At 71.9% G+C, this 19,129-nt stretch carries 15 protein-coding genes; 8 read left to right on the top strand and 7 right to left on the bottom strand.

Annotation, left to right across the window (positions count from 1 at the left end):
- Window positions 1–3: 3 nt before the first annotated feature.
- Window positions 4–1,386, top strand: a complete 1,383-nt coding sequence (locus ACWEV0_RS09455) for a glycine--tRNA ligase (protein ID WP_453147881.1) — start codon at window positions 4–6, stop codon at window positions 1,384–1,386.
- Window positions 1,387–1,463: 77 nt separating this feature from the next.
- On the opposite strand, the gene ACWEV0_RS09450 is transcribed toward ACWEV0_RS09455, so the two are convergent.
- The 3 genes from ACWEV0_RS09450 to ACWEV0_RS09440 all read right to left on the bottom strand — a co-directional run bounded on the left by ACWEV0_RS09450 (window position 1,464) and on the right by ACWEV0_RS09440 (window position 4,602).
- A complete protein-coding gene (locus ACWEV0_RS09450) occupies window positions 1,464–2,054 on the bottom strand; it encodes a TetR family transcriptional regulator (protein WP_453147879.1) in 591 nt (196 codons plus the stop codon).
- A 16-nt stretch (window positions 2,055–2,070) separates the two neighbouring features.
- On the bottom strand, window positions 2,071–3,096 hold the full coding sequence (locus tag ACWEV0_RS09445) for an aldo/keto reductase (protein ID WP_453147877.1): 1,026 nt from the start codon (window positions 3,094–3,096) through the stop codon (window positions 2,071–2,073).
- A 69-nt stretch (window positions 3,097–3,165) separates the two neighbouring features.
- The gene (locus tag ACWEV0_RS09440) at window positions 3,166–4,602 is read right to left on the bottom strand and encodes an MFS transporter (protein WP_453147875.1); all 1,437 of its coding nucleotides are present in this window, start codon (window positions 4,600–4,602) and stop codon (window positions 3,166–3,168) included.
- 101 nt (window positions 4,603–4,703) lie between these two features.
- Between ACWEV0_RS09440 and ACWEV0_RS09435 the strand changes: the two genes are divergently transcribed.
- Complete coding sequence (locus tag ACWEV0_RS09435; RefSeq protein ID WP_453147873.1) at window positions 4,704–5,702, top strand: helix-turn-helix transcriptional regulator; 999 nt, start codon at window positions 4,704–4,706, stop codon at window positions 5,700–5,702.
- On the opposite strand, the gene ACWEV0_RS09430 is transcribed toward ACWEV0_RS09435, so the two are convergent.
- A complete protein-coding gene (locus tag ACWEV0_RS09430; protein WP_453147871.1) occupies window positions 5,669–7,144 on the bottom strand; it encodes an MFS transporter in 1,476 nt (491 codons plus the stop codon). The genes ACWEV0_RS09435 and ACWEV0_RS09430 overlap by 34 nt on opposite strands.
- 52 nt (window positions 7,145–7,196) lie before the next feature.
- Here ACWEV0_RS09430 and dusB point away from each other — a divergent pair, with 52 nt between their 5' ends.
- The 6 genes from dusB (at window position 7,197) to ACWEV0_RS09400 (ending at window position 16,260) form a co-directional block, all read left to right on the top strand.
- On the top strand, window positions 7,197–8,333 hold the full coding sequence (dusB, locus tag ACWEV0_RS09425) for a tRNA dihydrouridine synthase DusB (protein WP_403793104.1): 1,137 nt from the start codon (window positions 7,197–7,199) through the stop codon (window positions 8,331–8,333).
- 366 nt (window positions 8,334–8,699) lie between these two features.
- A complete protein-coding gene (gene ppdK / locus ACWEV0_RS09420) occupies window positions 8,700–11,411 on the top strand; it encodes a pyruvate, phosphate dikinase (protein ID WP_453147869.1) in 2,712 nt (903 codons plus the stop codon).
- 522 nt (window positions 11,412–11,933) lie between these two features.
- Window positions 11,934–13,031 carry a helix-turn-helix domain-containing protein gene (locus ACWEV0_RS09415; RefSeq protein ID WP_453147867.1) on the top strand — a complete coding sequence of 366 codons (1,098 nt, stop codon included), beginning with the start codon at window positions 11,934–11,936 and terminating at the stop codon, window positions 13,029–13,031.
- Window positions 13,032–13,040: 9 nt separating this feature from the next.
- Window positions 13,041–14,093 (top strand): hypothetical protein, encoded by a 1,053-nt coding sequence (locus ACWEV0_RS09410; RefSeq protein WP_453147865.1) that lies wholly within the window; start codon window positions 13,041–13,043, stop codon window positions 14,091–14,093.
- Window positions 14,094–14,144: 51 nt separating this feature from the next.
- Entirely contained in the window at window positions 14,145–15,752 is a 1,608-nt protein-coding gene (locus tag ACWEV0_RS09405) for a right-handed parallel beta-helix repeat-containing protein (RefSeq protein WP_453147864.1), read from the top strand.
- A gap of 94 nt (window positions 15,753–15,846) precedes the next feature.
- On the top strand, window positions 15,847–16,260 hold the full coding sequence (locus tag ACWEV0_RS09400; RefSeq protein WP_453147862.1) for a VOC family protein: 414 nt from the start codon (window positions 15,847–15,849) through the stop codon (window positions 16,258–16,260).
- A 16-nt stretch (window positions 16,261–16,276) separates the two neighbouring features.
- Here ACWEV0_RS09400 and ACWEV0_RS09395 read toward each other — a convergent pair whose 3' ends face one another.
- The 3 genes from ACWEV0_RS09395 to ACWEV0_RS09385 all read right to left on the bottom strand — a co-directional run bounded on the left by ACWEV0_RS09395 (window position 16,277) and on the right by ACWEV0_RS09385 (window position 19,101).
- The gene (locus ACWEV0_RS09395) at window positions 16,277–17,041 is read right to left on the bottom strand and encodes an SDR family NAD(P)-dependent oxidoreductase (RefSeq protein ID WP_453147860.1); all 765 of its coding nucleotides are present in this window, start codon (window positions 17,039–17,041) and stop codon (window positions 16,277–16,279) included.
- 39 nt (window positions 17,042–17,080) lie between these two features.
- Complete coding sequence (locus ACWEV0_RS09390; RefSeq protein ID WP_453147858.1) at window positions 17,081–18,433, bottom strand: MFS transporter; 1,353 nt, start codon at window positions 18,431–18,433, stop codon at window positions 17,081–17,083.
- A gap of 83 nt (window positions 18,434–18,516) precedes the next feature.
- Window positions 18,517–19,101, bottom strand: coding sequence for a TetR/AcrR family transcriptional regulator (locus ACWEV0_RS09385; protein WP_453147856.1), 585 nt, complete (start codon window positions 19,099–19,101; stop codon window positions 18,517–18,519).
- Window positions 19,102–19,129 lie beyond the last annotated feature (28 nt).

The raw sequence follows: 19,129 nt of genomic DNA, 5'->3' as shown, positions 1-19,129 counted from the left end.
ACCGTGGCCGCCGACAAGATCGACACCATCGTCAGCCTGAGCAAGCGCCGTGGCTTCGTCTACCCGTGCAGCGAGATCTACGGCGGTCAGCGTGCCGCCTGGGACTACGGGCCGCTGGGTGTCGAGCTGAAGGAGAACATCAAGCGCCAGTGGTGGCGTTACATGGTCACCTCGCGCGAGGACGTCGTCGGCATCGACTCGTCGGTCATCCTGGCCACCGAGGTCTGGGAGGCGTCCGGTCACGTCGCGACCTTCACCGACCCGCTGACCGAGTGCACCTCCTGCCACAAGCGCTTCCGCGCCGACCACCTGGAGGAGGCGTACGAGGAGAAGCACGGCCGCCTCCCCGAGAACGGCCTCACCGACCTGAACTGCCCCAACTGCGGCAACAAGGGCACCTTCACCGAGCCCAAGCAGTTCTCCGGCCTGCTCTCCACGCACCTCGGCCCGACCCAGGACACCGGCTCCGTCGCGTACCTGCGTCCCGAGACCGCCCAGGGCATCTTCACCAACTTCGCCCAGGTGCAGACGACCGCGCGCAAGAAGCCCCCGTTCGGCATCGCGCAGATGGGCAAGTCCTTCCGGAACGAGATCACTCCGGGCAACTTCATCTTCCGCACCCGCGAGTTCGAGCAGATGGAGATGGAGTTCTTCGTCAAGCCGGGCGAGGACGAGCAGTGGCAGGAGTACTGGATGGAGCAGCGCTGGAACTGGTACACCGGCCTGGGTCTCCGTGAGGAGAACATGCGCTGGTACGAGCACCCGGCGGAGAAGCTCTCGCACTACTCGAAGCGCACCGCCGACATCGAGTACCGCTTCCAGTTCGGCGGCAGCGAGTGGGGCGAGCTCGAGGGCGTCGCCAACCGCACCGACTACGACCTCTCCGCGCACTCCAAGGCCTCCGGCACCGACCTGGTCTACTTCGACCAGGAGGCCCAGGAGCGCTGGACGCCGTACGTCATCGAGCCCGCCGCCGGTGTCGGCCGCACGATGCTCGCCTTCCTGCTCGACGCGTACATCGAGGACGAGGCCCCGAACGCCAAGGGCGTGATGGAGAAGCGCACCGTGCTGCGCCTCGACCACCGCCTGGCCCCGGTCAAGGTCGCCGTCCTGCCGCTGTCCCGCAACCCGCAGCTCTCGCCGAAGGCCAAGGGCCTCGCGGCCGACCTGCGGCAGAACTGGAACATCGAGTTCGACGACGCCGGCGCCATCGGCCGCCGCTACCGCCGCCAGGACGAGATCGGCACGCCGTTCTGCGTCACCGTCGACTTCGACACCCTCGAGGACAACGCGGTGACCGTGCGCGAGCGCGACACCATGAAGCAGGAGCGCGTCTCCCTCGACCAGATCCAGGGCTACCTGGCCAGCCGCCTCATCGGCGCCTGATCATCTGACCCGTACGGCGAAGCCCCCGGTTCCGTTCTCGGAACCGGGGGCTTTCCCGTACCTGGAGTACCTGGTCCTTACGGCTTGAGCGCGCGCTGCACCAGCGACACCACCGCGTCGAACGCCGCCTCGACGCCCTCGCCCGCCCACTCCGCCGCGTGCGCCGGGTTGTGGAAGCGGTCCGTGGCGTGGAAGACCGCGAGCGCCGTCGTCGCGAAGTCCCGCTCCGGGGCGGCGAAGACGCCCTCGCGGTGCCCGTCGCCGAGGATCCGGGCGATCTGGTCGACCAGGTGCTGCTCGTGGCGGTCGACGACCGCGCTGTTCTCGCCGATCAGGACCTGGAAGGTGGCCATCAGCTCCGGGTCGCCGCCCGCCTTGCTGCGCTTGAAGCGGAAGAGGGCGGTCAGCCAGCCGGTGAGCCGCTGGTCGGCGGGCTCCGAGCCCTCGACGTACGGCGCGAGCGAGGTGATCGTGCGCTCCAGCCACCGCTCGGTGACCGCCTCGCGCAGCGCGGCCTTGGTACGGAAGTGCCGGTAGACGCTGCCGTGGCTGACGCCCAGCGCCCGGGCCACGTCCACGACGGTCGCCTTCGCGGGGCCGTAGCGGCGCAGCACCTCCTCGGTGGCTTCGAGGATGCGCTCTGCGGTCAGGGTCTCCGTGGTGGCCATGGAATGACATTACCTGTCAGCGCTCGCTGTCCAGGTGGGCCATCTGCGCCTCCGGGTAGCGGTCGCCGGCCGCCGCGCCCGCCGGGACGGCCGCCTCGATCGCCGCGAGGTCGGCCGCGTCGAGGGTGACGTCCAGCGCGCCGAGGGCCTCGGTGAGCCGGTCGCGGCGGCGGGCGCCGACGAGCGGGACGATGTCGGCGCCCTGCGCGAGCACCCAGGCGATGGCGATCTGCGCCACCGAGACGCCCTTGGCCTCGGCGATCGCGCGCAGCCGGTCCACCAGGTCCAGGTTGTGGCTGAGGTTCTCGCCCTGGAAGCGCGGGCTGAAGCCGCGGAAGTCGCCGGCGGCGAGCTCGCGGTCCCGGGTGAAGTGGCCGCTGATCAGACCGCGGGAAAGGACCCCGTACGCGGTGATGCCGATGCCCAGCTCGCGGGCGGTCGGCAGGATCTTCTCCTCGATGCCGCGCGAGATCAGCGAGTACTCGATCTGGAGGTCGGCGATCGGGGCGACGGCCGCCGCCCGGCGCAGGGTGTCCGCGCCGACCTCGGAGAGGCCGATGTGCCGGACGTGCCCGGCCTCGACCAGCTCGGCGATGGCGCCGACGGTCTCCTCGATCGGGACCTCCGGGTCGAGGCGGGCGATCCGGTAGACGTCGATGTGGTCGGTGCCGAGCCGCTGCAGCGAGTACGCGAGGAAGTTCTTCACCGCGGCCGGGCGGCCGTCGATGCCGCTGAAGCCGCCTTCCATCGTGCGCATCGCGCCGAACTTCACGCTGGTCAGCGCCCGCTCACGGGCGGCGGCCGGAGCGGTCCGCAGGGCCTCGTTGATCAGCAGCTCGTTGTGGCCCATGCCGTAGAAGTCGCCGGTGTCGAGGAGCGTGACGCCCGCGTCCAGGGCGGCGTGGATGGTCGCGACCGACTCGGCGCGGTCGGCCTCGCCGTACAGCGCGGACATGCCCATGCAGCCGAGGCCGAGGGGGAAGACGCGCGGGCCGGTGGTGCCGAGGGGACGGGAGGGGAGGGAGTTCGTGTTCGTCGTCATGCATCAACCATGGCATGTGCGATGACAGATTTCAATATCTGTCAGTCAGTCGATCGATGGCAGCCGTTCTCAGTCGAGCGTCTTCGGGAGGCGCAGGGCCAACGCACCCGTCACCACCGCGAGCCCCGACTGCACCAGCAGCGTCACCGTCAGCGCCGTGTCCGTCGCACCGGTGGCCGAGAGCGACAGGAACAGCGAGCCGAGCGTCGCCACGCCCACCGCCATGGCCGACTGCTGGGCGGTCACCATCACGCCGCTGCCCACGCCCGCCCGCTCCGCCGGCACCTCCGAGAGCACCACCCGGAAGAGGACCGGCAGCTGGAGCCCCTGGCCCAGGCCCGCGACCGCCATGCCCGGCGCCAGGTCCACCACCGAGAGGTCCGGCCAGGAACGCGCGGCCGCCCAGACGATCAGGCCGAGGCCGAGGGCCTGGAGCAGGGCGCCCACCGGGACGATCCGGGTGCCCCAGCGGCGGACGAGCCGCGGGCCGGCGAGCGAGGCGCCGAAGAAGGCGAGCGCCATCGGCGCCACCGCGAGACCCGAGGCCACCGCGCTCAGGCCCAGGGCCTGCTGGAGCGCCACCGCCATCACGAACATGAAGCCGCTGAAGCCGCCCGACAGCGGCACGATCAGCGCGACACCGCGGCGCAGCGACACCAGGTCGAGCAGGCTCGGCGGGACCAGCGGCATGGCGCCCCGGCGGTCCGCCCGCCGCTCCACCCACCAGAAGGCGCCGGCCGCGAACGGGAACACGATGAGCGCGACCCAGGTCCACACCGGCCAGCCCGCGGCCCGGCCCTCGGTCAGCGGGGCGAGCAGGGTGAGCAGCGCGACGGCGAGCAGCAGGGTGCCCGGTACGTCCACGGGCGCGGGCCGGTCGGAGCGGGTCTCGGGGACGCTGCGGGCGGCGAGCGCGAGCCCGGCCACCGCCACCGGCACGTTCACCAGGAAGACCGAGCGCCAGCCGGTGCCCGCGATGTCGGCGGCCACGAGCACGCCGCCCAGGATCTGGCCCACCGTCATCGACAGGCCGGCGGTCGCCCCGTAGAGGCTGAGCGCCCGCGCCCGGCGCGGTCCCGAGGTCGAGGAGTGAATGGTCGCGAGGACCTGCGGCAGCATCAGCGCGGCCGCGGCACCCTGTGCCACCCGCGCGCCGACCAGCGTCCAGGCGTCCGGGGCGAGGCCGCAGGCGAGGGAGGTGAGGCCGAAGGCGGCCATGCCGGCGAGGAAGAGCCGGCGGCGGCCGAAGAGGTCGCCGAGCCGGCCGCCGAGGACGAGCAGCACGGCGTACGACAGGCCGTACCCGGCCACGACCAGCTCCAGGAGCGCCGGTCCCGCGGCCAGGTCGTGGTCGATGGTGGGCAGGGCGACGTTGACGATGAAGAAGTCGACGAGGGGGAGCGCGGCGCCGAGCAGCACGGTGAACAGGCCGAGGGCGCTGAGGGCCGGCGGGGCCGGGGTGAGGACCGCCGGGGTGCGGACGGACGGATCGGTTGTCGTAGTCACGCATCCGAGGTTCCGCCGATCCTCAGCCTGGTACCAGAGGGTGTTTATCCTGGTACAAGCACTACCTGGCAACGGGCTGAGCGGCCCTGCACCCTGGGAGCATGACGCTGATGGTGACCGAGACGTGGACCGACGCCAAGACGCGGACCGAGCCCGGGACGCGGACCGGGAGCGAGCCCGGGACCGGGACGCGGAGCGACACCGACATCCGGCGCCACGAGCTCGCCGCCTTCCTGCGCAGCCGGCGCGAGCGCATCACGCCCGAGCAGGTCGGACTGCCGCGCGGGCGGCGCCGCCGCACCCCGGGGCTGCGCCGCGAGGAGGTCGCCCACCTCTCGGCGGTCGGCGTCACCTGGTACACGTGGCTGGAGCAGGCCCGGCCCATCCAGGTCTCCCCGCAGGTCCTGGACGCCCTCGCCGACGCGCTCCAGCTCGACCCGACCGAGCGCGCCCATCTCTTCGCGCTCGCCGGACAGGCCGATCCGCACCCCGAGGCCGCCTGCCCGACCGTCACGCCCGCGCTGCGCGCCCTGCTCACCCAGCTGGAGCCGATTCCCGCCTGCGTCCAGAACGGCCGCTACGAGTACCTCGCCTACAACCGCACCTTCGGGCGGCTCTACTGCGACCTGGACAAGCTGCCCCGCGAGGACCGCAACACCCTCTGGCTGGTCTTCACGAACGACGACTTCCGCGCCGCCGCGGCCGCCGAACTGCCGGAGGTGCAGCGCGCCATCGCCGGCAAGTTCCGCGCCGCCATGGCCGAGCACCTGGCCGAGCCCGCCTGGAAGGCGCTGCTCCGGCGGCTCGAGGACGCCTCGCCGGAGTTCCGCGAGATCTGGGCCCGGCACGACGTCGTCGACTCGGGCGGCCGGGCCAAGACCGTCCGCAACGCCCACGTGGGGCTGCTGAACGTGGAGCACACCAACCTCTGGCTGGGCCCGGCCGCCGGCCCCCGGCTCATCACGTACGTCCCGCTCGACGAGGAGTCCCGGGCGGGGCTCGAACGCCTCCAGGCCCTCGTCCTCGCGGAAGAGGCGGCGGCAGCGGGCCGGGCGGCGGGCGGCGCTCAGCCCGAGGACGCCGTCGTCGCCGTCGCCTGATCCGCGGCCTCCGACTCCAGCCTGCGGGCCGTCCGCTCCGCCGTGCGCCGCGCCCAGCGCCCGCTGGTCAGCGCCCCGGTGAGCAGCACGCACAGACCGCAGCCGGTGATGATCCAGTACACCGGCCTGCTCGCCGCCACGAAGCCGTCGAGGTGCGCCGAGCCCGTCCCGTACGGGGCCGAGCCCAGGCCCGCCGCGAGCACCGCGCCCGCCACCGCGACGCCCAGCGTCTGGCCGATCTGCCGGCTGGTCGACGCCACGGCCGCCGCCACGCCCGCCTGGGCGCGGGGCATCCCGGACACGGCGGTGTTCGTGATCGGGGCGTTGACCAGGCCGAAGCCGATGCCGAACACCACGTACCCGACGAACAGCAGCGGCGTGCCGGTCTCCGCGTCGAAGGCGGCGAAGAGCAGCGGCCCGGCCGCCATCGCCGTCCCCGCGATCAGCAGCGAGGGCCGAGGACCGCGCGCACCGACCAGACGGCCGGAGAGCGGAGCGAAGACGAAGGTCATCGCGGCCATCGGCAGCATGAAGAGCCCCGCGTGCAGGGCGGACAGGCCCCGGACGTCCTGGAGGTAGAGCGTGTTGACGAAGAGGAAGCCGCCGAGCGCGGCGAACGCGCTGATCGCGATCACCGTCGCCCCGCTGAACGGCGCGCTGCGGAAGAACCGCAGGTCGATCAGCGGCTCCGCGCGCCTCGGCTCGTAGATCAGGACCCCCGCGAGGGCGATCGCCGCCACGACGGCGAACGGCAGGCTGTACTCGATGATCGCGTACGTGAGCGAGCCGAGCAGCGCCGCCACCAGCAGCTGGCCCACCGGGTCGGCGCGGCGGGGGCGGGGCGCGCGGGACTCGGGGACGTACCGCAGGGTCAGGACCAGCGCGGCCAGGGCCACCGGCAGGTTCACCCAGAAGATCGCCCGCCAGCTGACCGACTCCACCAGGAGGCCGCCGACCAGCGGCCCCGCTGCCATGGAGACGCCGACGACCCCGCCCCAGACGCCGATGGCGCGGGCGCGGGCGGCCGGGTCGGTGAAGACGTTGGTGATGATCGACATGGCGACCGGGTTCAGCATGGAGCCGCCGACGGCCTGCACCATCCGGAAGACGACGAGGGCCTCCAGGCCGGGCGCGAGGGAGCAGAGCAGCGAGCCGAGGGCGAAGACGACGAGCCCGGTCGAGAAGACCCGGCGGCGGCCGATCCGGTCGGCGGTGGAGCCGGCGAGCATCAGGAGCGAGGCGAGGACCAGGGTGTAGGCGTCGATGACCCACTGCATGCCGGCGACGGAGGTGCCGAACTCGCGCCGCATGGAGGGCAGTGCGACGTTCAGCGCGGTGTTGTCCAGGCTCACGATCAGCAGGCTCATGCAGCAGATCGCCAGGACGAGCCGTTGGCGGCCGGGCGGGAGCTGCTTCGTGAGCTGCTTCGTGAGCTCTGGCATAGCCGGATAGTACGGCTGTCTAAAGACTTGCGCGGTGCGCGACAATGGGCGAATGACCGCGTTCTCCCCTCTCGCCATCGGGCCGCACATCGTGCAGCCGCCGGTGGTGCTCGCGCCGATGGCCGGCATCACCAACGCCCCCTTCCGCACCCTCTGCCGTGAGTACTCAGGCGGCAAGGGGCTGTTCGTCAGCGAGATGATCACGACGCGGGCGCTGGTCGAGCGCAACGAGAAGACGATGCAGCTCATCCGCTTCGACGCGTCCGAGCAGCCGCGCTCGATCCAGCTGTACGGCGTGGACCCGGTGACCGTCGGCAAGGCGGTGCGGATGATCGTCGACGAGGACCTGGCCGACCACATCGACCTGAACTTCGGCTGCCCGGTGCCGAAGGTGACCCGCAAGGGCGGCGGCTCGGCGCTGCCGTACAAGCGGCCGCTGCTGCGGGCGATCCTGCACGAGGCCGTGGCGAACGCGGGCGACCTGCCGGTCACGATGAAGATGCGCAAGGGCATCGACGACGACCACATCACCTATCTGGACGCGGGCCGGATCGCCGTGGAGGAGGGCGTCACCGCGATCGCCCTGCACGGCCGGACCACTGCCCAGCACTACGGCGGCACGGCCGACTGGGACGCCATCGCGCGGCTGAAGGAGCACGTGCCGGAGATCCCGGTGCTCGGCAACGGCGACATCTGGTCGGCGGACGACGCGCTGCGGATGATGCGCGAGACGGGCTGCGACGGTGTCGTCGTGGGCCGTGGCTGCCTGGGCCGGCCGTGGCTCTTCGGCGACCTGGTGGCGGGCTTCGAGGGCACGGGTGCCTACGCCCAGCCGGGGCTGCGCGAGGTCGCGGACGCGATGGTGCGGCACGCTCGACTTCTTGGCGAGTGGCTGGGGGACGAGGCCCGCGGTGTCATCGACTTCCGCAAGCACGTGGCCTGGTACCTGAAGGGCTTCTCGGTGGGCTCGGAGATGCGCAAGAGCCTCGCCATCACCTCCTCCCTGGACGAACTGCGCGCTCAGTTGAGCGAGCTCGACCTGGACCAGCCGTGGCCGGTCGGCGCGGACGGCCCCCGGGGCCGTACGTCCGGAAACAACCGGGTTGTCCTGCCGGACGGCTGGCTGAAGGACCCGTACGACTGCGCCGGAGTGAGCGAGGACGCCGAGCTGGACACGTCCGGGGGGTGAGATCGGGGTCTCTCACGGGCGTTTTCGGCGAGTGATCCTCGCCACCCCTGATAGGGGTAGCGCTCAGATGAGCAGGTTACGGACCCCTCTCCCGCTTGAAGGGTGGCACTGGGTGCCACCCTTTTTGCGTTCAAGAGTTGAACGCAACTGCTCCATTCGGCGCTCATGTGAGCGCTTGAGCCCTGCTTTGAGTCAAATGAGCTTCGGGCCCTGAAAGCGGAAGCTACTCATCGGTTACTTTCGATGTGCTGGCGGACGGGTGGTTAAGACCGGGTGACCGCTAGGCGTACCTCCCCAGACGCCTTCGATCTGGGTATGTTCCTCGGCGTCAGGGCAGCCAACCGAGTCGTCGAGGAGTCGTGACCCGTGTCGGAAATCAATGATCAGAAGTTCGTCTACGACTTCACCGAGGGCAACAAGGACCTGAAGGACCTGCTCGGTGGCAAGGGCGCCAACCTCGCCGAGATGACCAACCTCGGCCTGCCGGTGCCCCCCGGCTTCACGATCACGACCGAGGCGTGCAAGGTCTACCTCGAGTCCGGCTCCGAGCCGGCCGCGCTCCGCGACGAGGTCACCGCGCACCTCGACGCGCTCGAGCAGCAGATGGGCAAGAAGCTCGGCCAGGCCGACGACCCGCTGCTCGTCTCGGTCCGCTCCGGCGCCAAGTTCTCGATGCCCGGCATGATGGACACGGTCCTCAACATCGGCCTCTCCGACGCCTCCGTCGAGGGCCTCGCCGCCCAGGCCGACAACCCGCGCTTCGCCTGGGACTCGTACCGCCGCCTGATCCAGATGTTCGGCAAGACCGTCCTCGGCGTCGACGGCGAGCTCTTCGAGGAGGCCCTCGACGAGGCCAAGGCCGCCAAGAAGGTCACCAGCGACACCGACCTGGACGCCGGCGACCTGAAGAAGGTCGTCAAGCAGTTCAAGAAGATCGTCAAGAGCGCGACCGGCCGCGACTTCCCGCAGGACCCGCGCGAGCAGATGGACCTCGCCATCGAGGCCGTCTTCAACTCCTGGAACACCGACCGCGCCAAGCTGTACCGCCGCCAGGAGCGCATCCCGGGCGACCTCGGCACCGCCGTCAACGTCTGCTCGATGGTCTTCGGCAACCTCGGCCCGGACTCCGGCACCGGCGTCGCCTTCACCCGCGACCCCGCCTCCGGCCACCAGGGCGTATACGGCGACTACCTGCAGAACGCGCAGGGCGAGGACGTCGTCGCCGGCATCCGCAACACCGTGCCGCTCGCCGAGCTCGAGTCGATCGACAAGAAGTCGTACGACCAGCTCATGGAGATCATGTCGACGCTGGAGACCCACTACAAGGATCTCTGCGACATCGAGTTCACCATCGAGCGCGGCCAGCTGTGGATGCTGCAGACCCGCGTCGGCAAGCGCACCGCCGGTGCCGCCTTCCGCATCGCCACCCAGCTCGTGGACCAGGGCCTCATCGACGAGGCCGAGGCGCTGCAGCGCGTCAACGGCGCCCAGCTCGCCCAGCTGATGTTCCCCAAGTTCGACGAGAACGCCAAGGTCGAGCAGATCGGCCGCGGCATCGCCGCCTCCCCGGGCGCCGCCGTCGGCAAGGCCGTCTTCGACTCGTACACGGCCGTCAAGTGGTCCCGCTCCGGCGAGAAGGTCATCCTCATCCGCCGCGAGACCAACCCGGACGACCTGGACGGCATGATCGCCGCCGAGGGCATCCTCACCTCCCGCGGCGGCAAGACCTCGCACGCCGCCGTCGTCGCCCGCGGCATGGGCAAGACCTGTGTCTGCGGCGCCGAGGAGCTCGAGGTCGACACCAAGCGCCGCCGCATGACCACCGCCTCCGGGGTGGTCATCGAGGAGGGCGACGTCGTCTCCATCGACGGCTCCACCGGCAAGGTGTACGTCGGTGAGGTACCCGTCGTACCGTCCCCGGTCGTCGAGTACTTCGAGGGCCGCATGCACGCCGGCGCCGACGACGCCGACGAGCTGGTCCAGGCCGTGCACCGGATCATGGCCTACGCCGACCGCGTCCGCCGCCTGCGCGTCCGCGCCAACGCCGACAACGCCGAGGACGCCTCCCGCGCCCGCCGCTTCGGCGCCCAGGGCATCGGCCTGTGCCGCACCGAGCACATGTTCCTCGGCGAGCGCCGCCAGTACGTCGAGCGGCTCATCCTCGCCGACACCGACGAGGAGCGCGAGGAGTCGCTGAAGGCGCTGCTCCCGCTGCAGAAGCAGGACTTCGTCGAGCTCTTCGAGGCGATGGACGGCCTGCCGGTCACCGTGCGCCTGCTCGACCCGCCGCTGCACGAGTTCCTGCCCGACATCACCGAGCTGTCGGTGCGCGTCGCCCTCGCCGAGGCCCGCAAGGAGCCGCACGAGAACGACCTGCGCCTGCTCCAGGCCGTGCACCGGCTGCACGAGCAGAACCCGATGCTGGGTCTGCGCGGCGTCCGCCTCGGCCTGGTCATCCCCGGCCTGTTCACCATGCAGGTCCGCGCCATCGCCGAGGCCGCCGCCCAGCGCATCGACGCCAAGGGCGACCCGCGCGTCGAGATCATGATCCCGCTCGTCGGCACCGTCCAGGAGCTGGAGCTGGTCCGCGAGGAGGCCGAGGCCGTCATCGCCGAGGTCCAGGCGCAGACCGGCATCGAGCTGAAGCTCGCGCTCGGCACCATGATCGAGCTGCCGCGCGCCGCCGTGACCGCCGGTCAGATCGCCGAGGCCGCCGAGTTCTTCTCCTTCGGCACCAACGACCTCACCCAGACGGTCTGGGGCTTCTCCCGCGACGACGTGGAGGCCAGCTTCTTCACCGCGTACCTGGAGAAGGGCATCTTCGGCGTCAGCCCCTTCGAGACCATCGACAAGGACGGCGTCGGCTCCCTGGTCCGCCAGGCCGTCGAGGCCGGCCGCGCCACCCGCCCGGACATCAAGCTCGGCGTCTGCGGCGAGCACGGCGGCGACCCGGAGTCGGTGCACTTCTTCCACGAGGTCGGCCTCGACTACGTCTCCTGCTCGCCGTTCCGGATCCCGGTGGCGCGCCTGGAGGCCGGTCGCGCGGCGGCCGAGGCGAAGGGCAGCGACAGCCGCTGATGTGAAGACCACCGGAGCCGCCGTTCGTCCCCGACCCTCAGAACCGATGGGCGGCGGCTCCGGTTTCCAATAGAGACGGGGCGGACACCTTGTGCGGAGGTGTCCGCCCCGTCGTATTTCGTCCCGGCGATCGCGGTACGAGTCGTTGCATGATCGTTGGGGAAATGTGAGTTCTTGTTCAACTGCATGTGCCAGTGGTGCATTGATTTATTCGTCGTTGAACATTCGCAAAGAATGAGACGGGCGCGGCCCCCGGATCCCCACCCGGAGGCCACGCCCTTTAACTGTGTCGGGCGGGTGAGCCGCAACCTCGCCGACCGCCGCCGGACGCGGCAAAGCCCCCCACGGTCTTCGCCGCGTCACCTCGGTCCTGAAGGTTTCCCGTCCGACGGGCACAGCTTTTCGGTTTCCGGCCGTTCGCCGCGAGGCTTTTCAAGTGTGGCTGAAACACCCTGGTAACGTGCAGTGATGCTGTGCATACTCGTCGTCGGGGGTGGTTGCGAGTGCACAGGTGGGGGTTCCATGCTGCGGATTCATTTCACCGGAAACGACTTGGCGGGCGTCCGGATGGCCGCCCGGCCGGATGTTCTGTGGGAAACGATTCTCAGTTTTCACCGTTTAAGGGACCGGCGCGGCTCGGTCGTCTACGGCGAATGGCGGTCCGAGGCACGGACCCGGGTCGGCGCCGAGACCCGGCTGCTCGCCGCGCTCGTCCCGGGCCGCGGCTACTTCCCGGACTTCCTCACTCCGCCCGAGGGAGTGCTCGGGCTCGACGAGGGTCTTGACGCGATACGCGCCACACCCCCGGGGAGGCTGCACACCGAACTGGCCCTGATCGGCGCCGCCCGCGCCGGCCGCCCCGCCGTGCCGTCCGCGCTGCGTGCCCTCGCCGACGGCGGCACGGCCGCGTTCGGCCGGATGCTCGACGCCCTGCGCCGCTATCACCGGGCCGCCGTGCAGCCGTACTGGACGCACATCCAGGCCCGCTTCGAGGCCGACCGGGCCCGGCGCGGCCGCGCGCTGCTCGACGGCGGAGCCGACGAACTCCTCGCCTCCCTGCCGCCGATGCTCCGCTGGCGCAGCCCCGTCCTGGAGGCCGACTATCCCGTCGACCGGGACGTCCACCTCGACGGACGCGGACTGCTGCTCCAGCCCTCGTTCTTCTGCCGCGGCACCCCGGTCGTGCTGCGCGACCCCGGCCTGCCGCCGGTCCTGGTCTACCCGGTCACGCACTGCGAGCCGCCGACCGTTCGCGCGCCCGGCCTGCCCTCGCTCGCGAAGCTCGTCGGCCACACCCGGTCCGCCGTGCTCAGCGCGATCGGCGACGGCGGCACGACCAGCGAACTGGCCCGCCGGGCGGGCGTCTCGCTCGCCTCCGCGAGCCAGCACGCCGGAGTGCTGCGCGAAGCCGGCCTGGTCGCCACGCTCCGGCACGGCAACGCGGTGCTGCACACGCTGACACCGCTGGGCGCGGCGCTGCTCGGCGGGGGCTTCGGAGCCGGCCCGGGCTCCGGCCCCGGCTCGGGCTCCGGCTTCCACGGCGCCGCGGACGGACAGTGCTACGCGCGTAGGGAGCGGGCGTCGGGGGAGGGGCGTGGCGCTGTCAGTGGGGCCCGCTAACTTCGGGGCATGGACACCGAGATCACGGCGCGACCGCTCGGCACGACCGAGCTCCCCGGCGCGCACGAACTGCTCTACAGCCAGTTCCTCGCGCGCACGGGCCGCGGCGGCCTCCGGGTGCCGCTCCTGAACGGGGCGGAGCTCGAAGTCCACGTCCTGGCCGCCCTGCTGGCCGGGGAGCGGGCACCGGACGCGGTGTTCCCGCTGCCCTGGCCGGGCTGGGACCGGGGCGTCCACTCCGAGAGCCCCGACGGCACCTTCGCCGTCTTCTCCGGGCAGCGGTCCGTGCGCGCGGTGAACGCCGACGGCACGACGCGATGGGTGTACGGGCACGGGTGCTGGGACCCGCTGGTCGGGCACCCGCACACCGGCGACGAGCGGCAGGTCTGCCCGGGCAGCGAGTCCGGCTCCTGCCGGGTCTCCGACGACGGCCGCGTGGTGTGGGCGCACGTCGTCCTGGCGGCGGGGGACGAGCCCGACGACTACCAGGAGGGCTGGGTCGTCCTGGACGCGGAGGACGGCCGCGAGCTGGCCCGGCTCGAGCTGGTCGACAGCTATGCCTCCGGCTCGTTCCACCTCGCCCACTCCGACGGGGTCCACATGGGCCTGTGCGTCGGCATGGGACAGGACGGCGTCCTCGCCTACTGGGGCCACTGGGACGGCGAGCGGCTGACCGTCCACGACGAGCTGAACGACGGCCTCGACCGCATCCTGACCGACGTCCACCCCGCGCACGCGGGCTTCCTGACGATCGAGCACAGCGGCAACGACCTCCGACTGCACACCCTGGACGGCTCGGTCCTCGCCGAGAACGGGGAGCTGCGCTGGGACCACACCTGCGGCTTCCTCGACGGCGACACCGTCCTCGCCACCACCGAGGTCGAGTACGCCCGTGACCCGGCGGCGTACGGCACCTGGCTCCTCGACGCCCGCACCCTGGAGATACGCGGCCGCGTCCGCTATCCGGCGGGCGCGGCGGACGGATCGGTCCGGCCGCTCGGGGACGGCACCTGGCTCACGTACGACGGAAAGGCGCTGCGCCACTGGAAGATCGACGACTGACGAACTGACGTACGCTCCTCCGACACGCAGACTTCGGAGGGGAACGGGATCGTGGAACGTCGTGCGCTGATGCTGGCCATGGGCGGATTCGTGGGCGCCGCGGCCTGGGCCGGCGGCGCCGCACCGGCGGCCGGCGCCACCGGGAGCGGCGTGGTCGTCGACGTCACCGCCGCCCCGTACGACGCCAAGGGCGACGGGATCGCCGACGACTCGGCCGCCTTCCAGGCGGCGCTCGCCGCCGTGAAGGCGGTGCCGGGCGGGGCGACGCTGCTGATCCCGCCGGGCACGTACGCGATCCGGACCAGCCTGGTGCTCGGGGCCGGGACGACCGTGCACGCGTACGGCGCCACGATCGTCCGCACCGACGACAGCGGCGCCCTGCTGAAGAACTTCGACTCGGTCACGCAGGTGTACGGCTACGAGGGCGCGGGCTCCATCGCCGTTCTCGGCGGCACCTGGGACATGCGCGGCGGTCAGCACGGCAAGCAGAGCGACGCCATGGGCTTCGCGCACTGCGACGGCGTCCTGGTGAAGGACTGCACGATCCTCGACACGCCCTCCGCGCACGCCGTCGAGCTGAACGCGGTCAGGAACGCGGCCGTCGTGAACTGCGTCTTCGACGGCCACCACCCGGGCGACGGCGCGAGCCTGACGACGAAGGAGGCCGTCCAGATCACCTGCGCCACCGACGGCAACCTGCCCGCTCCCGCCTACGACCTCACCACCTGCGAGGACGTCCTCATCACCGGCTGCACCCTGAAGGCCGGCACCACGACCGGGCCGTTCGGCGCGCTGTGCGGCGACCACTGGGGCGCCAAGGGCAGGACTCACCGCCGGATCCGGGTCATCGGCAACACGGTCGAGAAGAGCGGCGCGTACGGCGTACACGTCGCCGACTGGCAGGACTCGGTCGTCGCCGACAACACGATCGACGGCGTCGCCCTCCACGGCGTCTACCTCAACTCGCCGCAGGGCAACGCGCTCAGCGGCATCACCGTCTCCGGCAACACCGTCCGCAACATCGACGGCAGCGGCGGCATCACGGTCAGCGTCCCGAAGTTCAACACCGTGCCCGTCACCTACGGCGCCCGGCACAGCGACCTCACTATCAGCCGCAACACGGTGGAGTCGGTCAAGGGCGAGGCGGCGATCTACGTCTCCCGGACCGACGGCGTCACCGTCACCCGCAACACCGTCACCGGCACCGTGCGCCTCACGGACACCGGCAACGCTCAGGGCATCCACGTCCAGGAGTGCCCGAACGCGGTCGTCACCCACAACACCGTCGCGGACGTCCAGGGCGACGGCATCGGCCTGGACACGAACGTGACGGGCGCCGTCGTCGCCGGGAACACCGTCACCGGCGCCACCAATTACGGCATCCACGCGGCGGCCGGCGCCGGCACGATACGCGGCAACCGGGTCACCGGCGCCACCACGTACGGCATCCGGATCACGGGCGCCGCCGACACGATCTGCCAGGGCAACACGGTCGGCACCGTCACCACCGTCTCCGGCACCGCGGCCGCGGCCGTCGCCGTGACCTCCACCTGCACCGGCGTCTGGGTCGTCGGCAACGACCTGAGCGGACGGGGCGCCGGCGCGGCGGCGGTCTCCGACCTGGGGGCCGGCACCACGGTCTCCGGAAACACGATCTGAACTTCTTTCCGGCGCGGCGATGAGTTCTCGCCGCGCCGTCCGTCTTAACTCTCGAAAGCGAAAGCGACACGCACCGACGGAAGAGAGCGACACCATGGCCCCGCAGATGATCTTCGTGAACCTGCCGGTGAAGGACCTGGACGCCAGCAAGTCCTTCTACGAGAAGCTCGGCTTCTCGATCAACCCGCAGTTCACCGACGAGACCGCCGCGTGCGTCGTCGTCAGCGACACGATCTTCGTGATGCTCCTCACCGAGGAGAAGTTCAGGAGCTTCACCGCGCCGGGCAAGGAGATCTCCGACGCGACCAAGTCCACCGAGGTCCTCGTCACGCTGAGCGCCGAGAGCCGCGAGAAGACCGACGAGCTCGCGGACCGGGCCCTGGCGGCGGGCGGCAGCCCGGCGAAGGAGCCGATGGACATGGGCTTCATGTACGGGCGCTCGTTCGCCGACCTGGACGGCCACCACTGGGAGGTCTTCTGGATGGACCCGGCGGCCGTCCAGGGCTGAGCGCCCAGAAACGAGGTCAGGCCGAGACGCCGCCGTCGATCACGAGGTCCGTGCCGACGGCGGAGCCCGCCGCGTCGGAGGCGAGGTAGAGCACCGCGGCCGCGATCTCCTCGGCCGAGGAGATCCGGCCGAGCGGCGACTGCGTCTTCATCCGCACCTCCCGCTCGGCCTCCGTCTCGCCCGGCCGCAGCGACATCGAGGACTCGGACGCGCCGGGGCTGACCGCGTTGATGCGGATCCCGTCGCCGATGTGGTCGCGGGCGGCGGCCCGGGTGAGCGCGGAGACGGCCGCCTTGGAGACCTGGTAGCCGAAGACGCCGGGGATCCGGACGTGCGGGCCCAGGTTGGACGCGATGTTGACGATGGCGCCGCCGCCGTGGCCGCGCATGTGGGCGATCTCCGCCTGGAGCGCGTGCAGCACGCCGGTGACGTTGACGTCGAGCAGGGTGTGCCAGTCGTCGAGGGGGAGGTCGGCCGCGCTGTGGCCGCCGCCGCGGAACACCCCCGCGTTGTTCACGGCCACGTCGAGCCCGCCGAAGGCCGCCACCGTGTCCCGTACCAGCCGGTGCATGTCCGCGGCGACGGTGACGTCGGCGGTGAACGAGCGGGCGGTGCCGCCCGCCGCCTCGATCAGCGCCACCGTCCCGTCGAGGGTGGCGGCGCTGCGGCCGGCGACGGCGACCCGCGCGCCCTCGGCGGCGAAGGCGCGGGCGATGGCCCGGCCGAGGCCGGTGCCGCCGCCGGTGACGAGGACGGTGCGGTCGGTGAAACGCGAGGTCATGAGGGGTTCTCCTGGTGAGGGTCGGGACGGGCCGGGAAGTCAGTCGGTACGGGAGGACAGGGCGGCCAGGACGGCCAGGGCGAGCGCGGTCGCCGCGAGCGACGCGGCGTCCGAGCCGAGGGTCAGCACGGCGGCGAAGACGACGGTGGGGCCCAGCTCCATCGCGGTGTTCAGGACCCCGCCCGCGAGGCCGGCCCGCTCCGGCGGCACCCCGTCGGTGGCGAGGACGCCGGCTCCGGCGAACGCGACGGCGGCACCGGCCGGGAGCAGCAGCAGGCCGGGCAGCAGCCCGTACGCGTAGGGCACGGCCGGGTCGAGGCCGGTCGCCGCGAGCAGTGCGAGGCCCGCGGCCGCGGTGCCGAGCCCGGTGGCGGTGGCGCGCCCCGCCCCGTACCGCCCGATCAGCGGCCCGGCGGCGCGGCCCGCGGCGAGCAGGGCGACGGCGAAGGGCACGAAGGCGCCCGAGGTGAGCAGCGCGGACCAGCCGCGGCCGCGCTGGAGGCCGAGCGAGAGGAGCACGAAGACGCCGGCGGTGCCCGCGGCGGTGAGCGAGACGGTGGCGAGCCCGATGCCCCGGCGCCGGTCGCGCAGGAACGCGGGCGGCAGGAGCGGGTCGGCGGCGCGCCGCTCGACGAGCGCGAAGGCGGTGAGCAGGACGAGTCCGGTGAGCAGCGGGACCAGGACGGCGGCGGAGGTCCAGGAGCGGGCGTCGGTCAGCACGAGCCCGTAACTGGCCAGGGTGATCCCGGCGGTGGCGAGCAGCGCCCCGGGCAGGTCCAGGCCGCGCCGCGATCCTCCTCCGGCGGTGGCCGGCAGCAGGCGCGGGCCCAGGACGAGGGCGGCGGCCGCGACGGCGACCGGGACGGCGAAGCTCCAGCGCCAGGAGGCGACGGCCGAGATCACCCCGGACAGCAGATTGCCCGCGGTCGCGCCGAGGACCGAGAGCCCGCCCCAGGTGGCCATGGCCCGGCCGTACGCGGCGGGCGCCGGGTACAGCGCGCGGAGCACGGCCATCGCGGCGGGCGCGACGAGCGCGGCGCCGAGGCCCTGGCCGAACCGGGCGGCGAGCAGCGTGCCGTAGCCGGTGGTGAGCGGGGCGAGCGCGGAGGCGGCGCCGAAGACGAGGAGTCCGGCGGTGAGGGCCCGGCGGCCGCCGAAGCGGTCGGCGAGCCGGCCGCCGAAGAGCAGCAGTCCGGCGAAGGTGAGTCCGTAGGCGGCGCTGAGCAGGATGAGCTCGGCCCGGTCCAGTCCGAGTTCGCTGCCGATCCGCGGAAGCGGCACGGCGAGCGAGGCGAGCGTGAAGATCAGCGTCATCTGCACGGTGCCGAGGAGCGCGAAGCCGGCGGCGGGTGTCGGCGTGCTTCTGGTCGCGGTGATCGTGGTGGCGGTCATGTCTCCCCCTGTATTTTGACCGAACGTTCCAATATGAAGGCCGAAGAAAAGGGCGCCCGAAGGCACCCTTTTTTCCGGGCCCGTCAGTCCAGCAGTGCCAGCGCCTGCTCCGCCGCGTCCCGCACGCGCCCCGGGTCGCTCGACGCCTTGCCGACCACCCGGAGCCCCTGCATCAGGACGAGCAGCATCCGGGCCAGGGTCCGCGGGTCGCGGTCCTCCGGCAGCTCGCCCTGGGCGCGGGCCCGGACGAGCGCGGCGTGCAGCAGGGTCTCGATCTGCTCCCAGCCGAGCTCCACCCGGCGGGCCACCGCCCGGTCGTGTGGCCCGAGTTCGGCCGCCGAGTTGGTGACGAAGCAGCCGTTCAGGCGTACTTCCTCCGTCGCTGCCTCGGCGGCGAAGCGGCGGACGACCGCGCGGACCGCCGGCAGTGCGGGGCCCGGCGCGGACAGCTCCGCCATGAGCTGCGGGTCGCGGGTCTCGCGGTAGCGGTCCAGCGCCCGCACGTACAGCTCGTGCTTGCTGCCGAAGGTCGCGTAGATGCTGGCGCGGCCGATACCGAGGTGCTCGACGAGGTCCGACATCGTGGTCGCCTCGTAGCCGCGCGCCCAGAACAGCTCGACGGCTGCCTGGAGCGCGGCGTCGGGATCGAATTCCTTGGTCCTGGCCATGAGAGGACCGTACGCCTATCAAGAACGA

It is taken from the genome of Streptomyces sp. NPDC003943 (assembly GCF_053605265.1).
This window is presented reverse-complemented; position numbering and strand designations above follow the sequence as displayed.